Below are 18,563 nucleotides of genomic sequence, written 5' to 3'. Positions count from 1 at the left end.
GAGGCACAGCGCGATGCGCTCGCGCTCGGCCGCGCCGATCGCGCCGTCGATGCGCTCGCGCTCCGCGAGCCGTGCTTCGAGCCGCGTGCCCTCGGCGTCGATGACGAGGCCGAGGCTGCCGAACGCGCGTCCGAGCGACGCGTTCGGATCGAGAAAACCCAGATGCAGGCGCGCGGGCGCGTCGATCGTGATGGCCGTGCAGGGCTGGAGTCGGCGAAGCTGGAGCGGCATCTCGAGTGTCCTTAGGTATCCCTGGCAGGTAGGCGTGGTGTGCGCCTCGGCAGATGCTTGAGCAGATGCCGGCGCAAGGGCGTCCGTGAATGCGGCGTGGGCCGTCGCGGCGGCGCGCCGAGGACTTCAAGCAGAAGCCGTACCAGGCGCGCGCGAAGCGCGGCCTGGCTGGATGTGCCGAGAATTTGCCGCGGATGTGCGGGGACCGTGCCGGGAAAACCGGCGGCCGGGGGACCCGGCGTGCGGCGCGTTGCGCGCCGCGCTGTCCCGCGCGGGAATGGACGCTATGTGACGCCGAAGGTGCACTGTGTCACCCGCTGTTTCATCGGACGATGCGGTGCGGGGTTGCGTGAGGTGTCAAGCGTGAGGCATGAGGCGGGCCCCGCCGCCTCAACCGCCTTACCCCGCCTTCGGTGCGTCGTACTTGATATAGCGGAAGCGCTGGTCGTCGGCCGGCGTGCCTTCGAGCGGCCCGCCTTCGAGGCCCGGCTGCCAGTGGATCACCGACTCGATTTTCGTGGCGAGCGCGAAGTCCTTGTCGGTGATGCCCTTCGCGCTGTGCGTCATCAGCTTCACGATCACGAATGCATAGGAGACCGTCAGATCGGGGTGATGCCACGCGGCTTCCGCGAGATGGCCGACCGTATTGACCACCATCAGCGTGCCTTTCCAGCCTTCGGTCCGGTACTTGCGCCGCAGCCAGCCGTCCTCGTAATACCAGTGTTCGAGCGGGCCGGCGAGGCGTTGTTTGATCTCGTCGTCGGAATAGACCTTCTCTGTGTGTGCCATGACTGTTTGCTCCTCGGTCGCCCGTTGCCGGGCAAAGGACACGTTGCGCATCCCGGAAGTGACACAGTATGTGCCGCTTTCCGTGACGCAACCACCCCAAGGTTGCTCCGCGGCGCGCGCAAACGGGTGGCGCGCGAGCGGCGCAAGTGCCATGACACACGCCGTGACAAGCGCCGCGACACCTGCCGTGAGACCCGCCGTGACGCGACCCGCACGCCGCGCATTCGCGCTCGCGGCCGGCATGCCGCGCCACCCCGGCGCATTTCCGGCATGGAATATGCGTTGGCCGTTCATGCGCCGCGAAGCCCGACATCGAATCGGGATAGGGCGTTCCGATCGTTACCTGTACTCGAGAAGGCGCGCACGATGCGACGAGGTAGCGTGGGTCATTCGTGAGTTGAACAGCAGGACAATTCTGGAGGAGACATGAACTTACGCACTGTGGTTCTTGGGCTCGCGATCCTCGCATCGGCAGCCTTTAGCTCGCTGGCTGCACAGGCCGATTCGCAGCTCGACGGACTGATGAAAAACCCCGCCAACTGGGCGGCCCAGGCGGGCGACTATGCGAATCACCGCTATAGTCCGCTCAAGCAGATCAACGAGAGCAACGTCGGCAAGCTGCAGGTCGCATGGACCATGTCGACCGGCGTGCTGCGCGGCCACGAAGGCGCGCCGCTCGTGATCGGCGACACGATGTACATCCACTCGCCGTTCCCCAACAAGGTGATCGCGATCAACCTGAAGGATCAGACCTTCCTCTGGCAGTATCAACCGAAACAGGACGACCAGGTCATCTCCGTGATGTGCTGCGATACCGTGAATCGCGGCCTCGCCTACGGTGACGGCAAGATCTTCCTGCAGCAGGCCGACACCAAGCTCGTCGCGCTCAACGCGAAGACCGGCGAGGTGGTGTGGACCGCGCAGAACGGCAACCCGAAAGCGGGCGAAACCAACACCAACGCGCCGCACGTATTCGGCGACAAGGTGCTGACCGGCATCTCGGGCGGCGAGTTCGGCGTGCGCGGGCGTCTGATCGCTTACGACATCAAGACCGGCAAGCCGGTCTGGACCGCGTACAGCACCGGCCCCGACAACGAAATGCTGCTCGACCCGCAAAAGACGATGACGTATGCCGACGGCAAGATGGTGCCGGTGGGCGCGGATTCGTCGCTGAAGTCGTGGAAGGGCGACCAGTGGAAGCTCGGCGGCGGCACCACGTGGGGCTGGTATGCGTGGGACCCGAAGCTGAACCTTGTCTACTACGGCACCGGCAATCCGGGCACGTGGAACCCGACGCAACGCCCGGGCGACAACAAGTGGTCGATGTCGATCTTCGCGCGCGACCTGAATACCGGCATGGCCCGCTGGGTCTACCAGATGACCCCGCACGACGAATGGGACTATGACGGCGTCAACGAGATGATCCTGTCGGACCTCACCATCGACGGCAAGAAGGTGCCCGCGATCGTTCACTTCGACCGCAACGGCTTCAGCTATACGCTCAATCGCGAAACCGGCCAGCTGCTGGTCGCGCAGAAGTACGACCCGGCGGTGAACTGGGCCGATCGCGTCGATCTGCATAGCGGCCTGCCGATTCGCAACGCGGCGTACTCGACCCAGGCGGCAGGTTCCGACCACAACGTGAAGGGCATCTGTCCGGCCGCGCTCGGCTCGAAAGACCAGCAACCGGCCGCGTTCGATCCGAACACGAACATGTTCCTCGTGCCGACCAACCATGTCTGCATGGACTACGAACCGTTCGACGTCGATTATGTGTCAGGCCAGCCGTATGTCGGCGCGACGCTGTCGATGTATCCGGGCCCGAACGAGAACAATGCGATGGGCAACTTCATCGCGTGGGACGCGAGCAAGGGCAAGATCCTCTACTCGAAGCCGGAGAAGTTCTCGGTATGGTCGGGCGTGCTCGCCACCGGCGGCGGCATCGCCTTCTACGGCACGCTCGAAGGCTACCTGAAGGCGGTCCGCATCAAGGACGGCAAGGAACTGTGGCGCTTCAAGACGCCGTCGGGAATCATCGGCAACGTCTTCACCTACGAGTACCAGGGCAAGCAGTATGTCGGCGTGTACTCGGGCATCGGCGGCTGGGCCGGCATCGGCATGGCGGCCGGTCTGGAAAAGTCGAACGAAGGTCTCGGCGCGGTCGGCGGCTATCGTGAGCTGGCGAAGTACACGGCGCTCGGCGGCACGCTGTTCGTGTTCGCGATTCCTAACGAAAAGAGCTGAATGAGGCGTTGAACGAGCGGGGCCATCTGCACGGGCACGGCCGGCGCATGGGTTGCATTCGATACAGTGCGCCGGCCGTTTCGTCAGCCTCGCTGGACCCACGCCGCTGGATTCACGCCGCCGGATCCACGCATTACCCCGCGCGCCCCGTTTGCGGATGAGTCGATGAAACCGGGGGCGCGCTCAACTAGGAGACAGATGCATGAAAGGCCGATCAATCCTGTTGCTCGCGGCGCTGCCCGCCGCGTTCGTTCTGCTGCCCGCCGGATACGCCCAGAACAATGCCCCGAGTGCGCAGCAGGTTGCGTACAAGGTGGTCGACGGCAACAAGGTCGACAGCGCGACGCTGCTGGGATGGAAAACCTGGCGCGCGCTCGCTTGCGAACGCTGCCACGGCGCGCAGCAACAGGGCATGGTCGGGCCGTCGCTGATCGACGCGTTCAAGACGCTCGACAAGGACGAGTTTCACCGCACGGTGTTCGGCGGACGGGTGGCCAAGGGCATGCCCGATTTCAGTTCGAGCCAGATGATGCAGAAGAACTGGGAAAACCTGTATGCGTATCTGAAGGGTCGCTCCGATGGGCAGATCAAGCCGGGCGATCTGCAAGCCATCGACGCCAAATAACGCGTGGCGCTGTCATTCTTCCGGAGGCTCACGATGCGTGATAAGAGAAGCATGTCCGTGCATGTCGCCGTTATCGCCGGCGCGCTCTGTTGCGCGGCGCTCGCCAGCGCCGCGGTCCGGGCGGACGGCCCGGCGCTGCCGAACAACGACGGCGCGGACGGCGTGCTCAGAGTGTGCGCGGACCCGAACAACATGCCGTTGTCGAACAACAAGGGCGAGGGCTACGAGAACCGCATCGCAAGCCAGATGGCGAGCGATTTCGGCTACAAGCTCGAATACACGTATTTTCCGCAGCGCATGGGCTTCGTGCGCCATACGCTGCGCGAGAAGGAGGAGGGCAGCGAGCGCTTCAAGTGCGACCTGATCATCGGCGTGCCGAAGGGCTACGACATGACCTCGACGACGCAGCCGTATCTGCGCTCGACCTATGCGATGGTGCTGCCGAACCGTCCCGAGTTCGCGAACATCAAGACACCTGACGATCTGCTCAAGCTGCCGCCCGACGTGCTGCACAAGCTGCGCTTCGGCATCTTTACGCAGACGCCGGCCGTGGACTGGCTGCTCGGCCATAACCTGATCGACCAGGCCGTGTCGTACCGCGTGCAAAGCGGCGATCCGGCCGAATACCCGGGGCAGATGATCGAGCAGGACCTGCGCGCGGGCAACGTCGACGTGGTGTTCCTGTGGGGGCCGATTGCCGGCTACTTTGCGAAGCGCGCCGGCGATTCAGTCCGGCTCGTGCCGTTCCCGGCGGGGCCCGGCATCCGCTTCGACTATACGATCTCGATGGGCGTGCGTTACGGCGAGAAGGCATGGAAGGACAAGGTGGATCAATGGATCGGCGCGAATCACGAGAAGATCGACGGCATCCTCGCCACCTACGAGGTGCCGATGCTCAAACCGGTCGACGTGCCGGCGCCGAAGCCGGGCGACGCGACCCAGTGAGGCCGCCGCGGCGCGCGTGGCTGCGCGCGCTCGGCGCCGTGGCGCTGGGGATGGCGGGGGTGCTGGCGGTCATGCCGTCCGCGGCATGGGCGGCGGCCGGCGACGACATCACGCCGGCCGAGCGTCTGATCTTCCTGACCGATCATCTGCATGGCGTCGCCGCGCAGACCGAACTCGATTACGCGCTGATCGATTCCAGGCAGCCGTCGCATAGCGCCGACACCATCAAGGTGCTCGTGGTGAGCGAGGACAACGCGAAGGGCGACGCGCAGGTCTCGGACCATAGCGGCAGCGTCGCGTTGCCGATCGGCGGGCTGCAGTGCAATCCGGCGATCATCTATTTTCTGGAGCACGACATCGCGGAGATGCAGGGCCTGACAGGCGGCCAGCGCCGCTATTTCCAGCAGCGCCTGCGCCTTGCACTCGCGGCGGGGCCGCGCATCGAGACCGTGCCGGGCGAGGTCGGCGGCAAGCCGGTCCGAGCGCGGCGCATCGTCGTGCAGCCTTATCTGAACGATCCGAACGCCGAGCGTTTCGCGCAATACACCGGAAAGCGCTACACGTTCCTGCTCGCCGACGACGTGCCCGGCCAGGTCATGCAGATTCGCACCGACGTGCCGGGGCCGAACAACGACTTCGCGCATCCGGCGCACACGGAGACGCTGAGCTTCCAGTCGGTGCTGCGCAAGTTGCCGCCGGGGCAGGCGCCGGTCAAGCCGTCGAACGCGCCGAGGGCGAGCCGTTGAACGGGTACGGCACGCGCCGCTGCGTTGCCGCGTGATCGTGCTGTACGCGTGCCGGGCGGGTTCGCATGCGCATGTGTGTTCGCACGTGCTCACGCGTTTGCCTGTGCTTACGCATGCATGCGCGGTTCGCGGCGTTTTTCCGCCACCACCCTCACCCCGTTTGATCCTCGCATTGGAGCCTACGCATGCTGATCGACACCAAGGACTACACACCGAAGCTGATGGCGGCCATCGGCCAACTCGGCACCGCCACGCCGGCCACCCTGGCGGGCTACCAGGCGCTCGACGGCGCCGCCGCCAAGGGCGGCAAGCTCGATGCGAAAACGCGCGAGCTGATCTCGCTCGCGGTCGCCGTGACGACCCGTTGCGACGGCTGCATCGCCGTGCATAGCGCGGCGGCCGCGCGCGCCGGGGCGAGCCGCGAAGAGGTGGCCGAAGCGCTCTCGGTGGCGATCGCCATGAATGCGGGCGCGGCGCTCGTCTATTCGGCGCGCGCGCTCGACGCGTTCGGCCAGCAGAGCGGCTAGTTCCGATGCCGGGCGGGCGCTTCGCGACGAACCGGGTCAAGCTGAATTTCATTCGCACGCTGACCCTGCGGCAGTTGCAGATTTTCGTCGTGGCGAGCCGCTACACGAGTTTCGCGCGCGCGGCCGAGGAACTGCATCTGACGCAGCCGGCCGTGTCGATGCAGATCCGCCAACTCGAGGACGCGGTCGGGCTGCGTCTGTTTGAACGCGTCGCGCGCAAGCTCACGCTCACCGAGGCGGGCGAGGTGCTCACGCATCGCGCGAGCCGCATCCTCGGCGAAATCAAGGACGCCGAAGACGCGATGATGTCGCTCAAGCAGGCCGACAGCGGCTCGATCAACGTCGGCATCGTCAGTTCCGCCACCTACTTCGCGCCGAAACTGCTCGCGCTCTATTCGCATCTGTACCCGAAGGTCGACGTGCACTTTTCGGTCGGCAATCGCGATGCGCTGCTGCGGCTTCTACAGGACAACGCGATCGACCTCGCGATCATGGGCCGTCCGCCGCCCGAACTCGACACGACCACGGAGCCGCTCGCGAGCCATCCGCAGGTCGTGATCGCGCCGCTCGATCATCCCTTGTGCGGCGCGCGCCGTTTCGATCTTCAGGAGCTGCGCGGCGATACGTTCCTGCTGCGCGAACCGGGCTCGGGCACGCGCATGGCCGCCGAGACGATGTTTCGCCAGCACCTCTTCACGCCCGCGAAGGTCGTTACGCTCGGCAGCAACGAAACGATCAAGCAGGCGGTGATGGCGGGCATGGGCGTGAGCCTGATCTCGCTGCATACGCTGCTGCTCGAACTGCGCACCGGCGAGATCGCGCTGCTCGACGTGAACGGCACACCCATCGAGCGCACCTGGCAGATCGTGCATCTGCGCACGAAGCCGCTTTCGCCGACCACGACGATGTTCCGCCAGTTTCTGCTCGACCATGCGGCGACGCATCTGGAGCGCGAGTACGCGGAATTCGCGAACCGGTTGGCGAAGCCCGCGGCCGGCACGGGGCGGGGATAGGTGCCGGCTTCGTTCAGCGTGTATGAGCTTCACGTGCGCCGCTATCGCCGATGGCACAGTGTGTACCCGCATGCCGTGACAGGCTGACAAGTATTCCTGACAAATATTCGCAAGCGACATACCTCGTGCCGCGCATGGGCGCGATCGGCACAAACCGTGCTTGACCCGATGCCGGCGAGCCGCGAGTGCGGCTCGCGGCGCAGGCCGGCAGGATCGCGAACAGTTACACGCACAGGCACGCGAGCAAGGCCTGCGCGCAGGCACAGGCAAGCCCACCATCCACCCGGAGGAGATCGCAGCGATGAGTTCCGGCGAGCAGCTTCAGGACTGGCGCTCTCACGCCCAGCAGATCGAAAACGAAGTCGCCAAGGTCGTCATCGGCCAGCAGCAGACCCTGAGGCTCATCAACGTTGCGCTGTTCGCCCGGGGTCACGTGCTGCTCGAAGGCGGGGTCGGGGTCGGCAAGACCACGGTGTTGCGGGCGTTCGCGCACGTGGTCGGCGGCGAGTTCGAGCGCGTCGAAGGCACGATCGACCTGATGCCGGGCGACCTCGTCTATCACACCTATGTCGACGCCGACGGCAAGCCGCGCATCGAACCGGGCCCGCTCTTGCGGCACGGCGAGCAGTTGACCACCTTCTTCTTCAACGAGATCAACCGCGCGCGTCCGCAGGTGCAGTCGCTCCTGCTGCGCGCGATGGCCGAGCGTTCGGTGCTCGCGTTCGGCCGCGAGCACCGTTTTCCGCACATGACCGTGTTCGCGGACCGCAACAAGGTCGAGAAGGAAGAAACCTTCGAACTGGCTTCGGCCGCGCGCGACCGCTTCCTGTTCGAGCTGAACATGCCGACGCCCGCCGACGAGGACGCGCGGCGCGCGCTCGTATTCGACACGGCGTTTCATGACGTCGACCGCCTGCTCTCGCAACTGACGGCGTCGGTCGTGCCGTGGCAGCAGTTGAACGTGATCGGCGCGGCGATCCAGCAGGGCGTGCAGGCGAGCGAGGCGATCGAGCGCTACGTGCTCGACATCTGGCAGGCGACGGAAACGCCGCTGCGCTTCGGCATCACGCTCGACGGCGTCGACATGCAGCAACTGATTCTCGCGGGCGCGAGCCCGCGCGGCATGAGCGCGCTATTGCGCGCCGCGCGCGTGGTCGCATGGCTCGCGGGCCGCTCGCATCTGATACCGGAGGACATTCACGAAGTGCTGCTGCCGGCGCTCGGGCATCGCGTGTTCTTCACGCCGATCTACGAGTTGCGCCGCCAGGAACTCGCCGAGGCGCTGATCTTGCAGATCATGGCCAAGGTCGCGGTGCCGCGCTGAACGCACGGGCCCTGGAACCGATCCGGATCATGAACGGCACCGCGGAATTCCACTACCGTTTGCCGATACGCGCGGGCGGCGCGCGGCCCGGTTCGCATCAAGGCGCGAGCTTCGGCTCGGGGCAGCAGTTCGCGATGCACGGGCGGCTGTTCGACTATCCCGACCCGCGCCGTCTCGATCTGCGTGCGAGCCTGCGCGCGGCGCGCTCGGAATGGCTCGTGCGGGTCCATCTGCAACGCGTGGCGGTGCAGGTGATCGTGATCGTCGACGTCTCGGCGTCGATGCAGTTCGGCTCGCGTCAGACCAAGCTGCACGTGGCCGCCGATTTCGTCGAGGCGCTCGGCTACAGCGCGTTTCGCGTCGGCGACCGGCTCGGCATGCTCGCGTTCGATGCGAGCGAGCGCGACGATCTCTTCGTGCCCGCGCGCAATGGCCGCGGCATGGGCCATCTGCTCGCGACGATGCTGCGCGGGTGTACGAGCCATGCGGCCGGGCGCGGCGCGCTCGAAGGGTTGCACCGCTGCGTGACGCGTCTTGCCGGCCGTCAGGCGCTCGTGTTCGTGGTGTCCGACTTTCATTGGCCGCTCGCGCAACTGTCGCCGGTGCTCGACATGCTCGTGCATGCCTGCGTGGTGCCGATGGTCGTGTGGGACGAGGCGGAGATCGCACCGCCGCGTCATGCGTCGCTGCTGGCCGTCAACGATGCCGAGTCGGGCGAGGAGCGCATGGTGTGGCTGCGCGGCGATATGCGCGAGCGCTGGCGCGATGGGGTCGCGCGCCGCCGAGAGGAACTGGCCGGCGTGTTCGGCGCGCGCGGCATCCGGCCGTTCTATGTCGAAGGCGGGTTCGATCCCGAAGCGATGTCGCGCTACTTTCTGGAGATGACGGCATGAGATCGTGCGGGCTTCGGCGTGCGCTTCGATGCGGCTTCATCCGTGCGTTGAAGGAGCCGGCGCGGCGCGCGTCGCGGCTGGTGGCAGCCGGTGTTGCAAGTGTTGCATGTGCTGTGTTTGCCGTGTATGCCGCGTTTGCGCTGAGCGGCAACGCGGCGACGGCCGCCACTGCCACGACCGCCACGACCGCGACCGTCATCGCCACCGTGCAGGAACCCCGCGCATTCGGCTACGTACTCGGCGACGTGCTGACGCAACGCGTGCTATTGCAGGCCAACGGCCAGGACCTCGGCGTGGTCACGCCGCCTTCGGTCGGCCGCACCGGTCTCTGGCTCGAACGCCGGCCCGTGTCGCTCGAAACCGATGCGGACGGCCGCCAGTGGATGGTGATCGCGTATCAGGTCGTCAACGCGCCGCAGACGCTCACGCAAATCGCGCTGCCCGCGTTGACGCTGAGTTCGGCCGCCGGCACGCAACTGCAGGTGGCCGAATGGCCCGCGAGCATCGGCCCGCTGACGCCCGCGAATCCGTTTGCCGGCGGCGATCTGCTGCCGTTGCGGCCCGATCGCGCGGCACCCTTGCCGACGACGGCCGGCCTGCGCCGCCAGATCGCGTGGGCGCTCGGTCTGTTGCTGGCGACGCTGCTTGCGTGGGCTGGCTGGTGGGGTTGGCGCAATCGCCGCGAGTCGGCGCGGCTGCCGTTCGCGCGCGCATGGCGGCGCATGCAGGGACTCGCGGACCCGCAGGCGGCGGCTTCGAGCGATGCCTGGTTCTGTCTGCATCAGGCGCTCAACGAAACGGCCGGGCAGGTCGTGCATGCGGGCTCGCTGCCTGGCCTCTTCGCGCGCGCGCCGCATCTGCAACCGCTGCGCGCGCAGCTCGAACGCTTCTATCAGGTGTCGGCGGAGCGCTTTTTCGCGCCCGCGCCGCCTGCCGCCGAGTTTCCGTTGCAGGCGCTGTGCCGCGCGCTGTATCGGGCCGAACGGCGCCATCAGCGATGACCATGGCGCTCGATTTCGACTTCCCCTGGCTGCTGGTTTTGCTGCCGCTCGCCGTGCTGCCGTTGCTGCCGCGGCGCAGCGATACGCTCGTGTTTTCGAGCGTCGCATGGCTGCCGGTCGATCGCGTCGGGCGTTGGGCCGGCTGGCTCGCGCGCGCTTTCGGCGTGCTTGCGATCGCGGCGATCGTGGTCGGGCTCGCCGGGCCGGGACGCTCGCAACTGCAGGTGCAGCGCACCGGCAGCGGCGCGCAGATCCTGATCCTGATGGACCGCAGCGCGAGCATGGACGAGCCGATGGGCAGCAAGGGCGTCGAGTCGCCGCGCGGCGAGTCGAAGAACAAGGTGGCGCGCGCCTCGCTGACGAGCTTTATCGGGCAGCGTCCCAACGACCGGCTCGCGTTCATGATGTTCGGTACGAGCCCGATTCTCGCGATGCCGTTCACGTACAACCATCGCGTGATCGAGCAGGCGGTTGCCGCGACCGCGATCGGCCGCGGCATGCCGGATACGCAGCTCGATCGCGGCATGCTCGCGGCCATCGCCCAGTTCGAGGGCCGGCCCACCTCGGGGCGCCGCGCGATCGTGCTCGTTTCCGATGGCGGCGCGCGGCTCGACGAAACCGTGCAGCGGCGCATTCGCGAGGGCCTGCAACGCAACCAGCTTGCGCTGTACTTCATCTATCTGCGCAGCAGCGTGTTCAGCCCCGATCTGAATGCGCGGCTGCCCGCCGGCGAGTCGTCGGCGGAAGCGGAGTTGCATCGCTATTTCCTTTCGCTCAAGACGCCTTACCGGCTGTTTCAGGCCGAGGACGCGAAGGGCATGATGGCGGCCATCGCCGAGATCAACCGGCAGCAGAACGCGCCGACGACGTTTATCGAACATTTGCCGAGGCAGGACTGGAGTCCGTATTGCTTCGCGGTCGCGCTGGTGTGCGTGGCGGTTCTGGTCGGGCTGCGTCTCTTTCAGGTCAGGAGCTGGGCATGAAACGCGGATGGATTCACGCCGCGTTCGGCACTGTCGCGATCTGCTGTGCCGCGTGGGCCGCGTATGGCGGCATGCGGCTTCGGCATGCCGGGCAGGTCGAGCGGGCGATCGCGGCTGTGACGCAGGCGCCGGGCGTCGCGCAGGCCGCGAATGCGGGCGCGGATGGCGGCCGTGGCGGCCGAGGCGGTGATGAGCCGCCGCAGGTGCAGCTCGCGCGTGCGATGGCGCTCTCGAAAGCGGGCGCCTACGACGCGGCGGGACGGCTCTACAACGGCCTGATCCACGAGGGGCGGCTCGACGGGATCGGTCTTGCGGCGCTGTTCGATCTCGGCAATATGTATCTGCGCGAAGGCAGCGGTGGCGACGGCGAGGCGCGCGTGGTCAGGTCGCTGGCGATGATCGGCGAGGCGAAGGCGCGCTACCGGATGGCGCTGCGCGCCGCGCCCGACGACTGGGATGTGCGCTACAACCTCGAACGCGCGCTCTGGCTCGCACCGGAGACGCAGTCCGCGCCCACGCTGCCCGATGTGAAAGAGCAGCACAACATCAAGCTGCGCGACCCGCAGAGCCAGGATTTGCCATGAGCGGCGCCATGCGCGAGCGCGGTTTCGCGAGACTGCGCCACGGCCTGACGCCGCTCGCGCTCGTCGCGCTGATCGCGGCGGTGGCGATGCCGGACGTGACGCTGCCGCGCGCCGCGTTCAGCTATATCGTGACGTTCGACATCACGCAGAGCATGAATGTCGAGGACGTCAGCCTGAACGGCGAACCGGTGAGCCGACTGAGGTTCGCGCAGGCCGCGATGCGCGACGCGCTCGGCCGCCTGCCGTGCGGCTCGAAGATCGGCTGGAGCGTGTTCACGGGGCAGCGCAGTTTGTTGTTGCTGCCGCCCGTCGAGGTGTGCGCGAACTATGACGCACTGCTTGTCTCGCTCGACGGTATCGACGGGCGCATGCGCTGGACCAACTGGAGCCGTATTGCCGAAGGCGGCGTTTACTCGGCCGTGCGTGTCGCCCAGGACGTCGGCGAAAACGCGGCGATCGTTTTCGTGACCGACGGGCAGGAAGCGCCGCCCGTGTCGGCATCGCGCGCGTTGATGCCGGGTATCAATCCCGCGCGCATCCGGGGCTGGCTGATCGGCGTGGGCGGCGATCAGCCGGCGGCGATTCCGAAGAGCGACGCCGACGGCAACCGCATCGGCTACTGGCAGGCCGACGACGTGATCCAGGTGCCGGACACGCCGGGGGCCGCCACGAACGCGCAGACGCACGAGGAGTTGTCCGAACTGCGCGGCCAGTATCTGGCGTCGGTGGCCGGGCAAACGGGCCTCGACTATCACCGGCTTTGGACTACGGCTTCGTTGGGCGATGCGCTGCTCGACCCGCGCTTCGCCCGCCGCGAACCGGTGCCGAGCGATTTGCGCTGGATTCCGGCGCTCCTCGCGTTGGTGCTGCTGGTCGTGCGGTTCGTGCCCGATGTGGCCTGGCAACGGCTGCGCGCGGGCCGTCAACGCATCGGGACGACCGTTTGGCGCTTTGGGGCGGCAGCGGGGGCGCGCAAGCCTCGGGTTGAATGAGCACTGTGCTGCGCTGCGCTGAGTGCCGCGCTGAACGTCGCGCGCGACACCTGTCGTTCGGCATGGGTGGGACCACGCGGCCGTGCTTACGCAGCCTGCTTCACGCGCTGCTTCTCTTCGAGTTCACGCACGAGCGGCAGCACGCGTTTGCCGAAGTACTCCACTTCCTCGATAAAGTGCAGAAAGCCGGCGAGCACGAGATCGACGCCGACCGACTTCAGTTCGACGATGCGCTCGGCAATCTGCTGCGGGGTGCCGATCAGATTCGTGCGGAAGCCGTCGTTGTATTGCACGAGGTCTTCGAAAGTGGATTTGGCCCAGTTGCCTTCGCCTTCGGGCGACGCCTTGCCCGCCTGCCGGACCGCATCGCCGAACGCATCGACCGCCTCGACGTGAGCATGGCGGATGATGTCGTCGAGCACGGCCCGCGCTTCTTCCTCGGTATCGCGTGCAATCACGAATGCGTTTACGCCGATGCGTACCGTGTGATGGTTTTTCGCCGCCTTCGCCTGAATGTCGTCGATCTGCGCCTTGAGGTTCTCCGGCGTGTTGCCGTTCGTGAAGTACCAGTCCGACACGCTCGCGGCGTTGTCGCGCGCGGCGCGCGAACTGCCGCCCTGGAAAATCTCGGGGTGCGGCTTCTGCACCGGCTTGGGACTCAGCGTGTACTGGTTGAAGCGATAGAAGTCGCCCTTGAACGTGAAGTTGTCCTGCGTCCAGATACCTTTGAGCGCTTCGATGAATTCGTGCGAGCGGCGATAGCGCTCGTCGTGTTCGAGCCACGGCTCGCCGATCGCGGTGAACTCGCCCTTGAACCAGCCGCTCACGACGTTGATGCCGATGCGGCCGTTCGAGATGTGATCGATCGTGGCGATCTGCTTGGCGACCACGGCCGGATTCCACGGGCCGGGCAGGATCGCCGCCAGCACCTTGAGCTTCGTGGTCGCGTGCAGCAAGGCCTGGCTGAACGATACCGACTCGTGCTGATACTCGGCGTTGTAGCCGGCCGTGAAGCGGATCTGGCTTAGCGCGTAGTCGAAGCCGGCCTGCTCGGCGGTTTGCGCGAGCTTCTGGTTGTATTCGAGGCGCCAGTCGGTGCGCTGCTCGATCGTGCTGACGACGAGGCCGCCGCTCACGTTGGGCACCCAGTAGGCGAACTTCACGGCGTCGTCATGCGAGAGGGAATGGCTCATGCGAATTACCTCATGAAGTGATGGAACGGTGCGGGCGGCGAGCGGTGCGTTGTGATGGATGGGATCGGACAGGACCTGTAAAGAGCCTGTCAGGAGCCGTGGGACCCGCGCCGACGATTGTTCAATGTAGCGAGCGGGCACGCCGAAGCGAACCAATAAAAGTTCAGAATCAAAGCAGGTTTGGCGCTATGGCGTGGGGCTGGGGTGAATAACGGGTGAGCAGCGGGTGAGGCTCGCGCGGCACGAGGCCGCCGCGTTGGGACGCGCGGCGCGGTTGCCGACGCTCCTGGCGGTAAAAAACGAACGCGCGCAAATGGCGCCGACGGCCCGCGACGCGTTGCAGCATCGGGTTTATCACTCCAGCAGATAACCGTATCGGATTTGCTTCGTTGGCTTTGCGTGCGCGGGCCGGTAAATTCGTCTGACTGAACGCGCCTTGGGGGCTTCGCTCCCCTGGTGTCCGCTGAACAGTTTCGACGACGAGCTTCCCGTGACGACTACCGCTTCCGCCGCGCGCGGCACCTTTGCTACCCCGACGGCCAGCGCCGCCGCCCGTTTCCATGCCGGCCAGCACATCGAGATTCGCGCGTTCGACGGCCCGCTCGGCGCCGAAGTGCTCGGTCTCGATCTCGCCCAGCCGCTTGCCGCCGACGACTTCGCGCGCATTCATCGCGCGCATCTCGAACACCACGTCCTCGTGTTTCGCGAGCAACGCATCACGCCCGAGCAGCAGATCGCCTTCAGCCGCCGCTTCGGTCCGCTGCAGATTCATGTGCTGCATCAGTTCGGGTTGCCGGGCCACCCCGAGGTGCTGGTGGTGTCGAACATCGTCGAGAACGGCAAGCCGATCGGCCTCGGCGACGCCGGCCACTACTGGCACTCCGATCTGTCGTACAAGGACAAGCCGAGCCTCGGCTCGCTGCTGCATGCGCAGGAGTTGCCCGCGGAAGGCGGCGACACGCTGTTCGCGAACATGCACCTCGCGTGGGACACGTTGCCCGCGCATCTGCGTGAGGCGGTAGAAGGGTGCACGGCCGAACACACCTACCTCGCGAAATACGCGGAATTGCAGCAGCGCAGCCCGTGGCGGCCAAATCTGTCCGCCGAGCAGATCGCCCAGGTGAAGCCGGTCGTGCATCCGATCGTGCGCACGCATCCGGAAACGGGGCGCAAGGCGCTGTTCGTCAGCGAGCATTTCACGACGCGCGTCATCGGCATGCCCGAAGACGAGAGCGAAGCCTTGCTCGCGGAACTGTTCGCGCACAGCGTGCGCCCCGAGCATCTGTACCGGCATCGCTGGGCCGAGCACGACATGGTGTTCTGGGACAACCGCTCGCTCATGCATCTCGCGGCCGGCACGCCCGATCATCTGCGCCGCAAGCTGTATCGCACGACGATCGAGGGCGATGCGCCGTTCTGAGCGTCACGTCTTTCATCACCCCAACACCGATCGCACCGCACGCCGACTGGAGTTTCAATGCCGTTCCGTTTTCGTTCGACCGCCGCGCGGCCGTCGTTTGCCCGCCGTTGCACGGCGCTATTGCTGAGCCTGTCGATGGGCGCCGCGGGTTTTGCCACGGGTCTTGCCGCGAGTTTCTCTGTGTCTGCGCCCGCGCATGCCGAAGGCCGGATTCGTGTCGCCGAGCAGTTCGGCATCGTTTATCTGCTGCTCAACGTGGCGCGCGACCAGCAGTTCGTCGAGAAGGAAGGGCGCAAGGAAGGGCTCGACATCAAGGTCGACTGGGTCCAGCTCTCGGGCGGCTCGGCGATCAACGACGCGCTGCTGTCGGGCGCGGTCGATATCGCCGGGGCCGGCGTCGGCCCGTTGCTGACGATCTGGGACCGCACGCGCGGCCGGCAGAACGTGAAGGGCGTCGCGTCGCTCGGCAATCTGCCGTACTACCTCGTGAGCAACAACCCCAACGTGAAGACGATTGCCGATTTCACGGAGAAGGACCGCATCGCATTGCCGGCCGTGAACGTTTCCGTGCAAGCGCGCGTGCTGCAATACGCGGCGGCCAAACGGTGGGGCGACAAGGACTACAACCGGCTCGACCCCTACACGCAGGCGTTGCCGCATCCCGACGCGGCCGCGGCGATCATCGCGGGCGGCACGGAAATAACGGGGCATTTCGGCAACCCGCCGTTTCAGGAGCAGGAACTGGCCGGCAATCCGAAGGCGCATATCGTGCTCAATTCGTACGACGTGCTCGGCGGGCCGAGTTCGGCAACGGTGCTCTACGCTACCGAGAAATTCCGCAACGGGAATCCGAAGACGTATCGCGCGTTCGTCGCCGCGTTGGCCGACGCCGCGCAATTCATCAACGCGAATCCGCAAGCCGCGGCCGATATCTATATCCGCACGAACCAGTCGAAGATCGATCGCAATCTGCTCGTGAAGATCATCGCGAATCCGCAGGTGCAGTTCAAGGTCGCGCCGCAGAACACGTTCGGGCTCGCGCAGTTCATGCATCGCGTCGGCGTTATCAAGAACGAACCGGTTTCCTGGAAGGACTATTTCTTCGACGATCCGGCGACGGCCGCCGGAAGTTGAATCGAGGTTGAATATGAAATCAGGCACGACACTGCTTATCGATCCGACGCTCTCGCAGGGGGGGCTCTGATGGCGGCCAATCCTACCCTGCTGTTTCCCGAGCACGCCGCGCCGGCGGCGCCGGCGACCAGCGGCAAGCTGCTCACGGTCGAAAACGTGAGCCTCGAATACCGCACGCGCGAGCGGCTCGTGCGCGCGACCCACGACGTGAGCTTCGACGTCTACGGCGGCGACCGCTTCGTGCTGCTGGGGCCGTCCGGCTGCGGCAAGTCCACGCTGCTCAAGGCGGTGGCCGGCTTTATCGAGCCGAGCGCGGGTGCGATCACGCTCGACGGTCAACGCGTGCGCGGCCCCGGCGCCGATCGCCTCGTCGTGTTCCAGGAGTTCGATCAGTTGCCGCCGTGGAAGACGGTCGCGCAGAACGTCGCGTTTCCGCTGCGCGTCGCGCGGAAGCTCTCGAAAGCCGAAGCCCACGAGCGCGCGCTGCACTATCTCGACAAGGTCGGGCTCGCCGCGTTTGCGCAGGCTTATCCGCATACGTTGTCGGGCGGCATGAAGCAGCGCGTCGCGATTGCCCGCGCGCTCGCGATGCAGCCGCGCGTGCTGCTGATGGACGAACCGTTCGCCGCGCTCGATGCGCTCACGCGCCGCAAGATGCAGGAAGAACTGCTGCGGCTGTGGGAAGAGGTGAATTTCACGCTGCTGTTCGTCACGCATTCGATCGAAGAGGCGCTCGTGGTCGGCAACCGGATTCTGTTGTTGTCGCCGCATCCGGGCCGCGTGCGTGCCGAGCTCAATAGCCATCAGTATTCGCAGGACAGCTTCGGGCGTGCCGATTTTCAGCGCAGCGTCGCGCGCATTCATCACCTGCTGTTCGAGCAAACCGAAGCGACCGAACAGAACGAGACGACGGAGATCGTGCAATGAGTACGCCCGCTACGCTATGGCCGCCGGTTCGCGACGAATATGAGCGGCCGCTCGAATCGCTTGCACTGCCTGACTCGCTCGCGCCCGAAGCGCCGTTGTCGCCGGCAACGCGTCTGTTCGCGCAGGGCTGGTTGCGCAAGACGCTGATTGCGCTGGTGCTGATCGGCGCATGGGAAGTTGCCGCGCGCATCATCGACAACGATCTGCTGCTGCCGACCTTCGGCGCGACGTTCAGCGCATTCGTGCAGGGCGTGTGGTCGGGCGAACTGCTCGTGAAGACCGCGGTGTCGCTATCCGTGCTGCTGCGCGGCTATCTGCTCGGGGCCGCGCTCGCTTTCGTGCTTACGTCGCTCGCGGTGTCGACCCGCGTGGGGCGCGATCTGCTGTCGATGCTGACCGCGATGTTCAACCCGTTGCCGTCGATCGCCTTGCTGCCGCTCGCGTTGCTCTGGTTCGGCCTCGGCACCGGCAGCCTGCTGTTCGTGCTCGTGCATTCGGTGCTGTGGCCGCTCGCGCTCAATACGTACTCGGGCTTTCAGGCGGTGCCGGCCACGCTGCGCATGACCGGGCGCAACTATGGTTTGACGGGCATGCGCCACGTGCTGCTGATTCTGGTGCCGGCCGCCTTGCCGTCGATTCTGGCCGGCCTGCGCGTGGGCTGGGCGTTTGCATGGCGCACGCTGATCGCGGCCGAACTCGTGTTCGGCGCCAGCTCCGGCAGCGGCGGGCTCGGCTGGTACATCTTCCAGAATCGCAACGAGTTGTACACGGATCGTGTTTTCGCGGGGCTGGCCGCTGTGATCGTGATTGGTTTGCTGGTCGAGCATCTCGTGTTCGATACGCTCGAACGCGTGACAGTGCGGCGCTGGGGTGTGCAGCAGTAAGGGGCGCGCAGGGGGGCGGTGTGCCGTGAGTGGGCCGCGCGTCGGCGGCTTATTCTGCCGTCTTATGTCGCTGTCTTAGGCCACTGCCTACTGCCTCACGCCGCTATC

Annotated in this window: 18 protein-coding genes and 1 pseudogene; 16 read left to right on the top strand and 3 right to left on the bottom strand. The window is 66.2% G+C overall.

The window, feature by feature from the left end:
* Both F3J20_RS20415 and F3J20_RS20410 read right to left on the bottom strand, forming a co-directional pair.
* Positions 1–231: pseudogene (locus F3J20_RS20415) on the bottom strand (beta-ribofuranosylaminobenzene 5'-phosphate synthase); the annotation flags it as partial.
* Positions 232–630: 399 nt separating this feature from the next.
* A complete protein-coding gene (locus F3J20_RS20410) occupies positions 631–1,020 on the bottom strand; it encodes a 4a-hydroxytetrahydrobiopterin dehydratase (RefSeq protein ID WP_167284362.1) in 390 nt (129 codons plus the stop codon).
* A gap of 426 nt (positions 1,021–1,446) precedes the next feature.
* On the opposite strand from F3J20_RS20410, the gene F3J20_RS20405 reads away from it, so the two are divergent.
* The 12 genes from F3J20_RS20405 (at position 1,447) to F3J20_RS20350 (ending at position 12,897) form a co-directional block, all read left to right on the top strand.
* Complete coding sequence (locus tag F3J20_RS20405; protein WP_167039462.1) at positions 1,447–3,264, top strand: methanol/ethanol family PQQ-dependent dehydrogenase; 1,818 nt, start codon at positions 1,447–1,449, stop codon at positions 3,262–3,264.
* Positions 3,265–3,466: 202 nt separating this feature from the next.
* On the top strand, positions 3,467–3,889 hold the full coding sequence (locus tag F3J20_RS20400; protein ID WP_167039464.1) for a c-type cytochrome: 423 nt from the start codon (positions 3,467–3,469) through the stop codon (positions 3,887–3,889).
* Between the two features lie 33 nt (positions 3,890–3,922).
* Complete coding sequence (locus F3J20_RS20395; protein WP_167039466.1) at positions 3,923–4,834, top strand: substrate-binding domain-containing protein; 912 nt, start codon at positions 3,923–3,925, stop codon at positions 4,832–4,834.
* Positions 4,835–4,884: 50 nt separating this feature from the next.
* A complete protein-coding gene (locus F3J20_RS20390) occupies positions 4,885–5,580 on the top strand; it encodes a hypothetical protein (RefSeq protein ID WP_167284367.1) in 696 nt (231 codons plus the stop codon).
* Between the two features lie 221 nt (positions 5,581–5,801).
* On the top strand, positions 5,802–6,107 hold the full coding sequence (locus F3J20_RS20385; RefSeq protein ID WP_240158832.1) for a carboxymuconolactone decarboxylase family protein: 306 nt from the start codon (positions 5,802–5,804) through the stop codon (positions 6,105–6,107).
* A gap of 41 nt (positions 6,108–6,148) precedes the next feature.
* Positions 6,149–7,120 carry a LysR family transcriptional regulator gene (locus F3J20_RS20380; RefSeq protein ID WP_205192684.1) on the top strand — a complete coding sequence of 324 codons (972 nt, stop codon included), beginning with the start codon at positions 6,149–6,151 and terminating at the stop codon, positions 7,118–7,120.
* A gap of 301 nt (positions 7,121–7,421) precedes the next feature.
* Positions 7,422–8,444 carry a MoxR family ATPase gene (locus F3J20_RS20375; protein ID WP_167284361.1) on the top strand — a complete coding sequence of 341 codons (1,023 nt, stop codon included), beginning with the start codon at positions 7,422–7,424 and terminating at the stop codon, positions 8,442–8,444.
* Positions 8,445–8,473: 29 nt separating this feature from the next.
* Entirely contained in the window at positions 8,474–9,337 is an 864-nt protein-coding gene (locus F3J20_RS20370; RefSeq protein ID WP_167284360.1) for a VWA domain-containing protein, read from the top strand.
* 122 nt (positions 9,338–9,459) lie between these two features.
* Positions 9,460–10,338 carry a calcium incorporation protein MxaA gene (locus tag F3J20_RS20365; protein WP_345889904.1) on the top strand — a complete coding sequence of 293 codons (879 nt, stop codon included), beginning with the start codon at positions 9,460–9,462 and terminating at the stop codon, positions 10,336–10,338.
* On the top strand, positions 10,335–11,321 hold the full coding sequence (locus F3J20_RS20360) for a vWA domain-containing protein (RefSeq protein ID WP_167284358.1): 987 nt from the start codon (positions 10,335–10,337) through the stop codon (positions 11,319–11,321). Before F3J20_RS20365 ends, F3J20_RS20360 begins: the two co-directional genes overlap by 4 nt.
* A complete protein-coding gene (locus F3J20_RS20355) occupies positions 11,318–11,905 on the top strand; it encodes a tetratricopeptide repeat protein (protein ID WP_167284357.1) in 588 nt (195 codons plus the stop codon). Before F3J20_RS20360 ends, F3J20_RS20355 begins: the two co-directional genes overlap by 4 nt.
* Positions 11,902–12,897, top strand: coding sequence for an MxaL protein (locus tag F3J20_RS20350; RefSeq protein ID WP_167284356.1), 996 nt, complete (start codon positions 11,902–11,904; stop codon positions 12,895–12,897). Before F3J20_RS20355 ends, F3J20_RS20350 begins: the two co-directional genes overlap by 4 nt.
* A gap of 86 nt (positions 12,898–12,983) precedes the next feature.
* Here F3J20_RS20350 and sfnG read toward each other — a convergent pair whose 3' ends face one another.
* Positions 12,984–14,090, bottom strand: a complete 1,107-nt coding sequence (sfnG, locus tag F3J20_RS20345) for a dimethylsulfone monooxygenase SfnG (protein ID WP_167284355.1) — start codon at positions 14,088–14,090, stop codon at positions 12,984–12,986.
* Between the two features lie 574 nt (positions 14,091–14,664).
* On the opposite strand from sfnG, the gene F3J20_RS20340 reads away from it, so the two are divergent.
* From F3J20_RS20340 to F3J20_RS20325, 4 genes are all read left to right on the top strand, one after another.
* A complete protein-coding gene (locus tag F3J20_RS20340) occupies positions 14,665–15,510 on the top strand; it encodes a TauD/TfdA family dioxygenase (protein ID WP_167284366.1) in 846 nt (281 codons plus the stop codon).
* 57 nt (positions 15,511–15,567) lie between these two features.
* A complete protein-coding gene (locus F3J20_RS20335) occupies positions 15,568–16,644 on the top strand; it encodes an ABC transporter substrate-binding protein (RefSeq protein ID WP_167284354.1) in 1,077 nt (358 codons plus the stop codon).
* Positions 16,645–16,713: 69 nt separating this feature from the next.
* Positions 16,714–17,571, top strand: coding sequence for an ABC transporter ATP-binding protein (locus F3J20_RS20330; RefSeq protein WP_167284353.1), 858 nt, complete (start codon positions 16,714–16,716; stop codon positions 17,569–17,571).
* Positions 17,568–18,455: an ABC transporter permease gene (locus F3J20_RS20325; protein ID WP_167039489.1), complete on the top strand. Its 888-nt coding sequence runs from the start codon at positions 17,568–17,570 to the stop codon at positions 18,453–18,455. The genes F3J20_RS20330 and F3J20_RS20325 overlap by 4 nt, the downstream gene beginning before the upstream one ends.
* Positions 18,456–18,563 lie beyond the last annotated feature (108 nt).

The sequence above is a fragment of the Paraburkholderia sp. Cy-641 genome, assembly GCF_011752945.1.
GTDB lineage: Bacteria > Pseudomonadota > Gammaproteobacteria > Burkholderiales > Burkholderiaceae > Paraburkholderia.
This window is presented reverse-complemented; position numbering and strand designations above follow the sequence as displayed.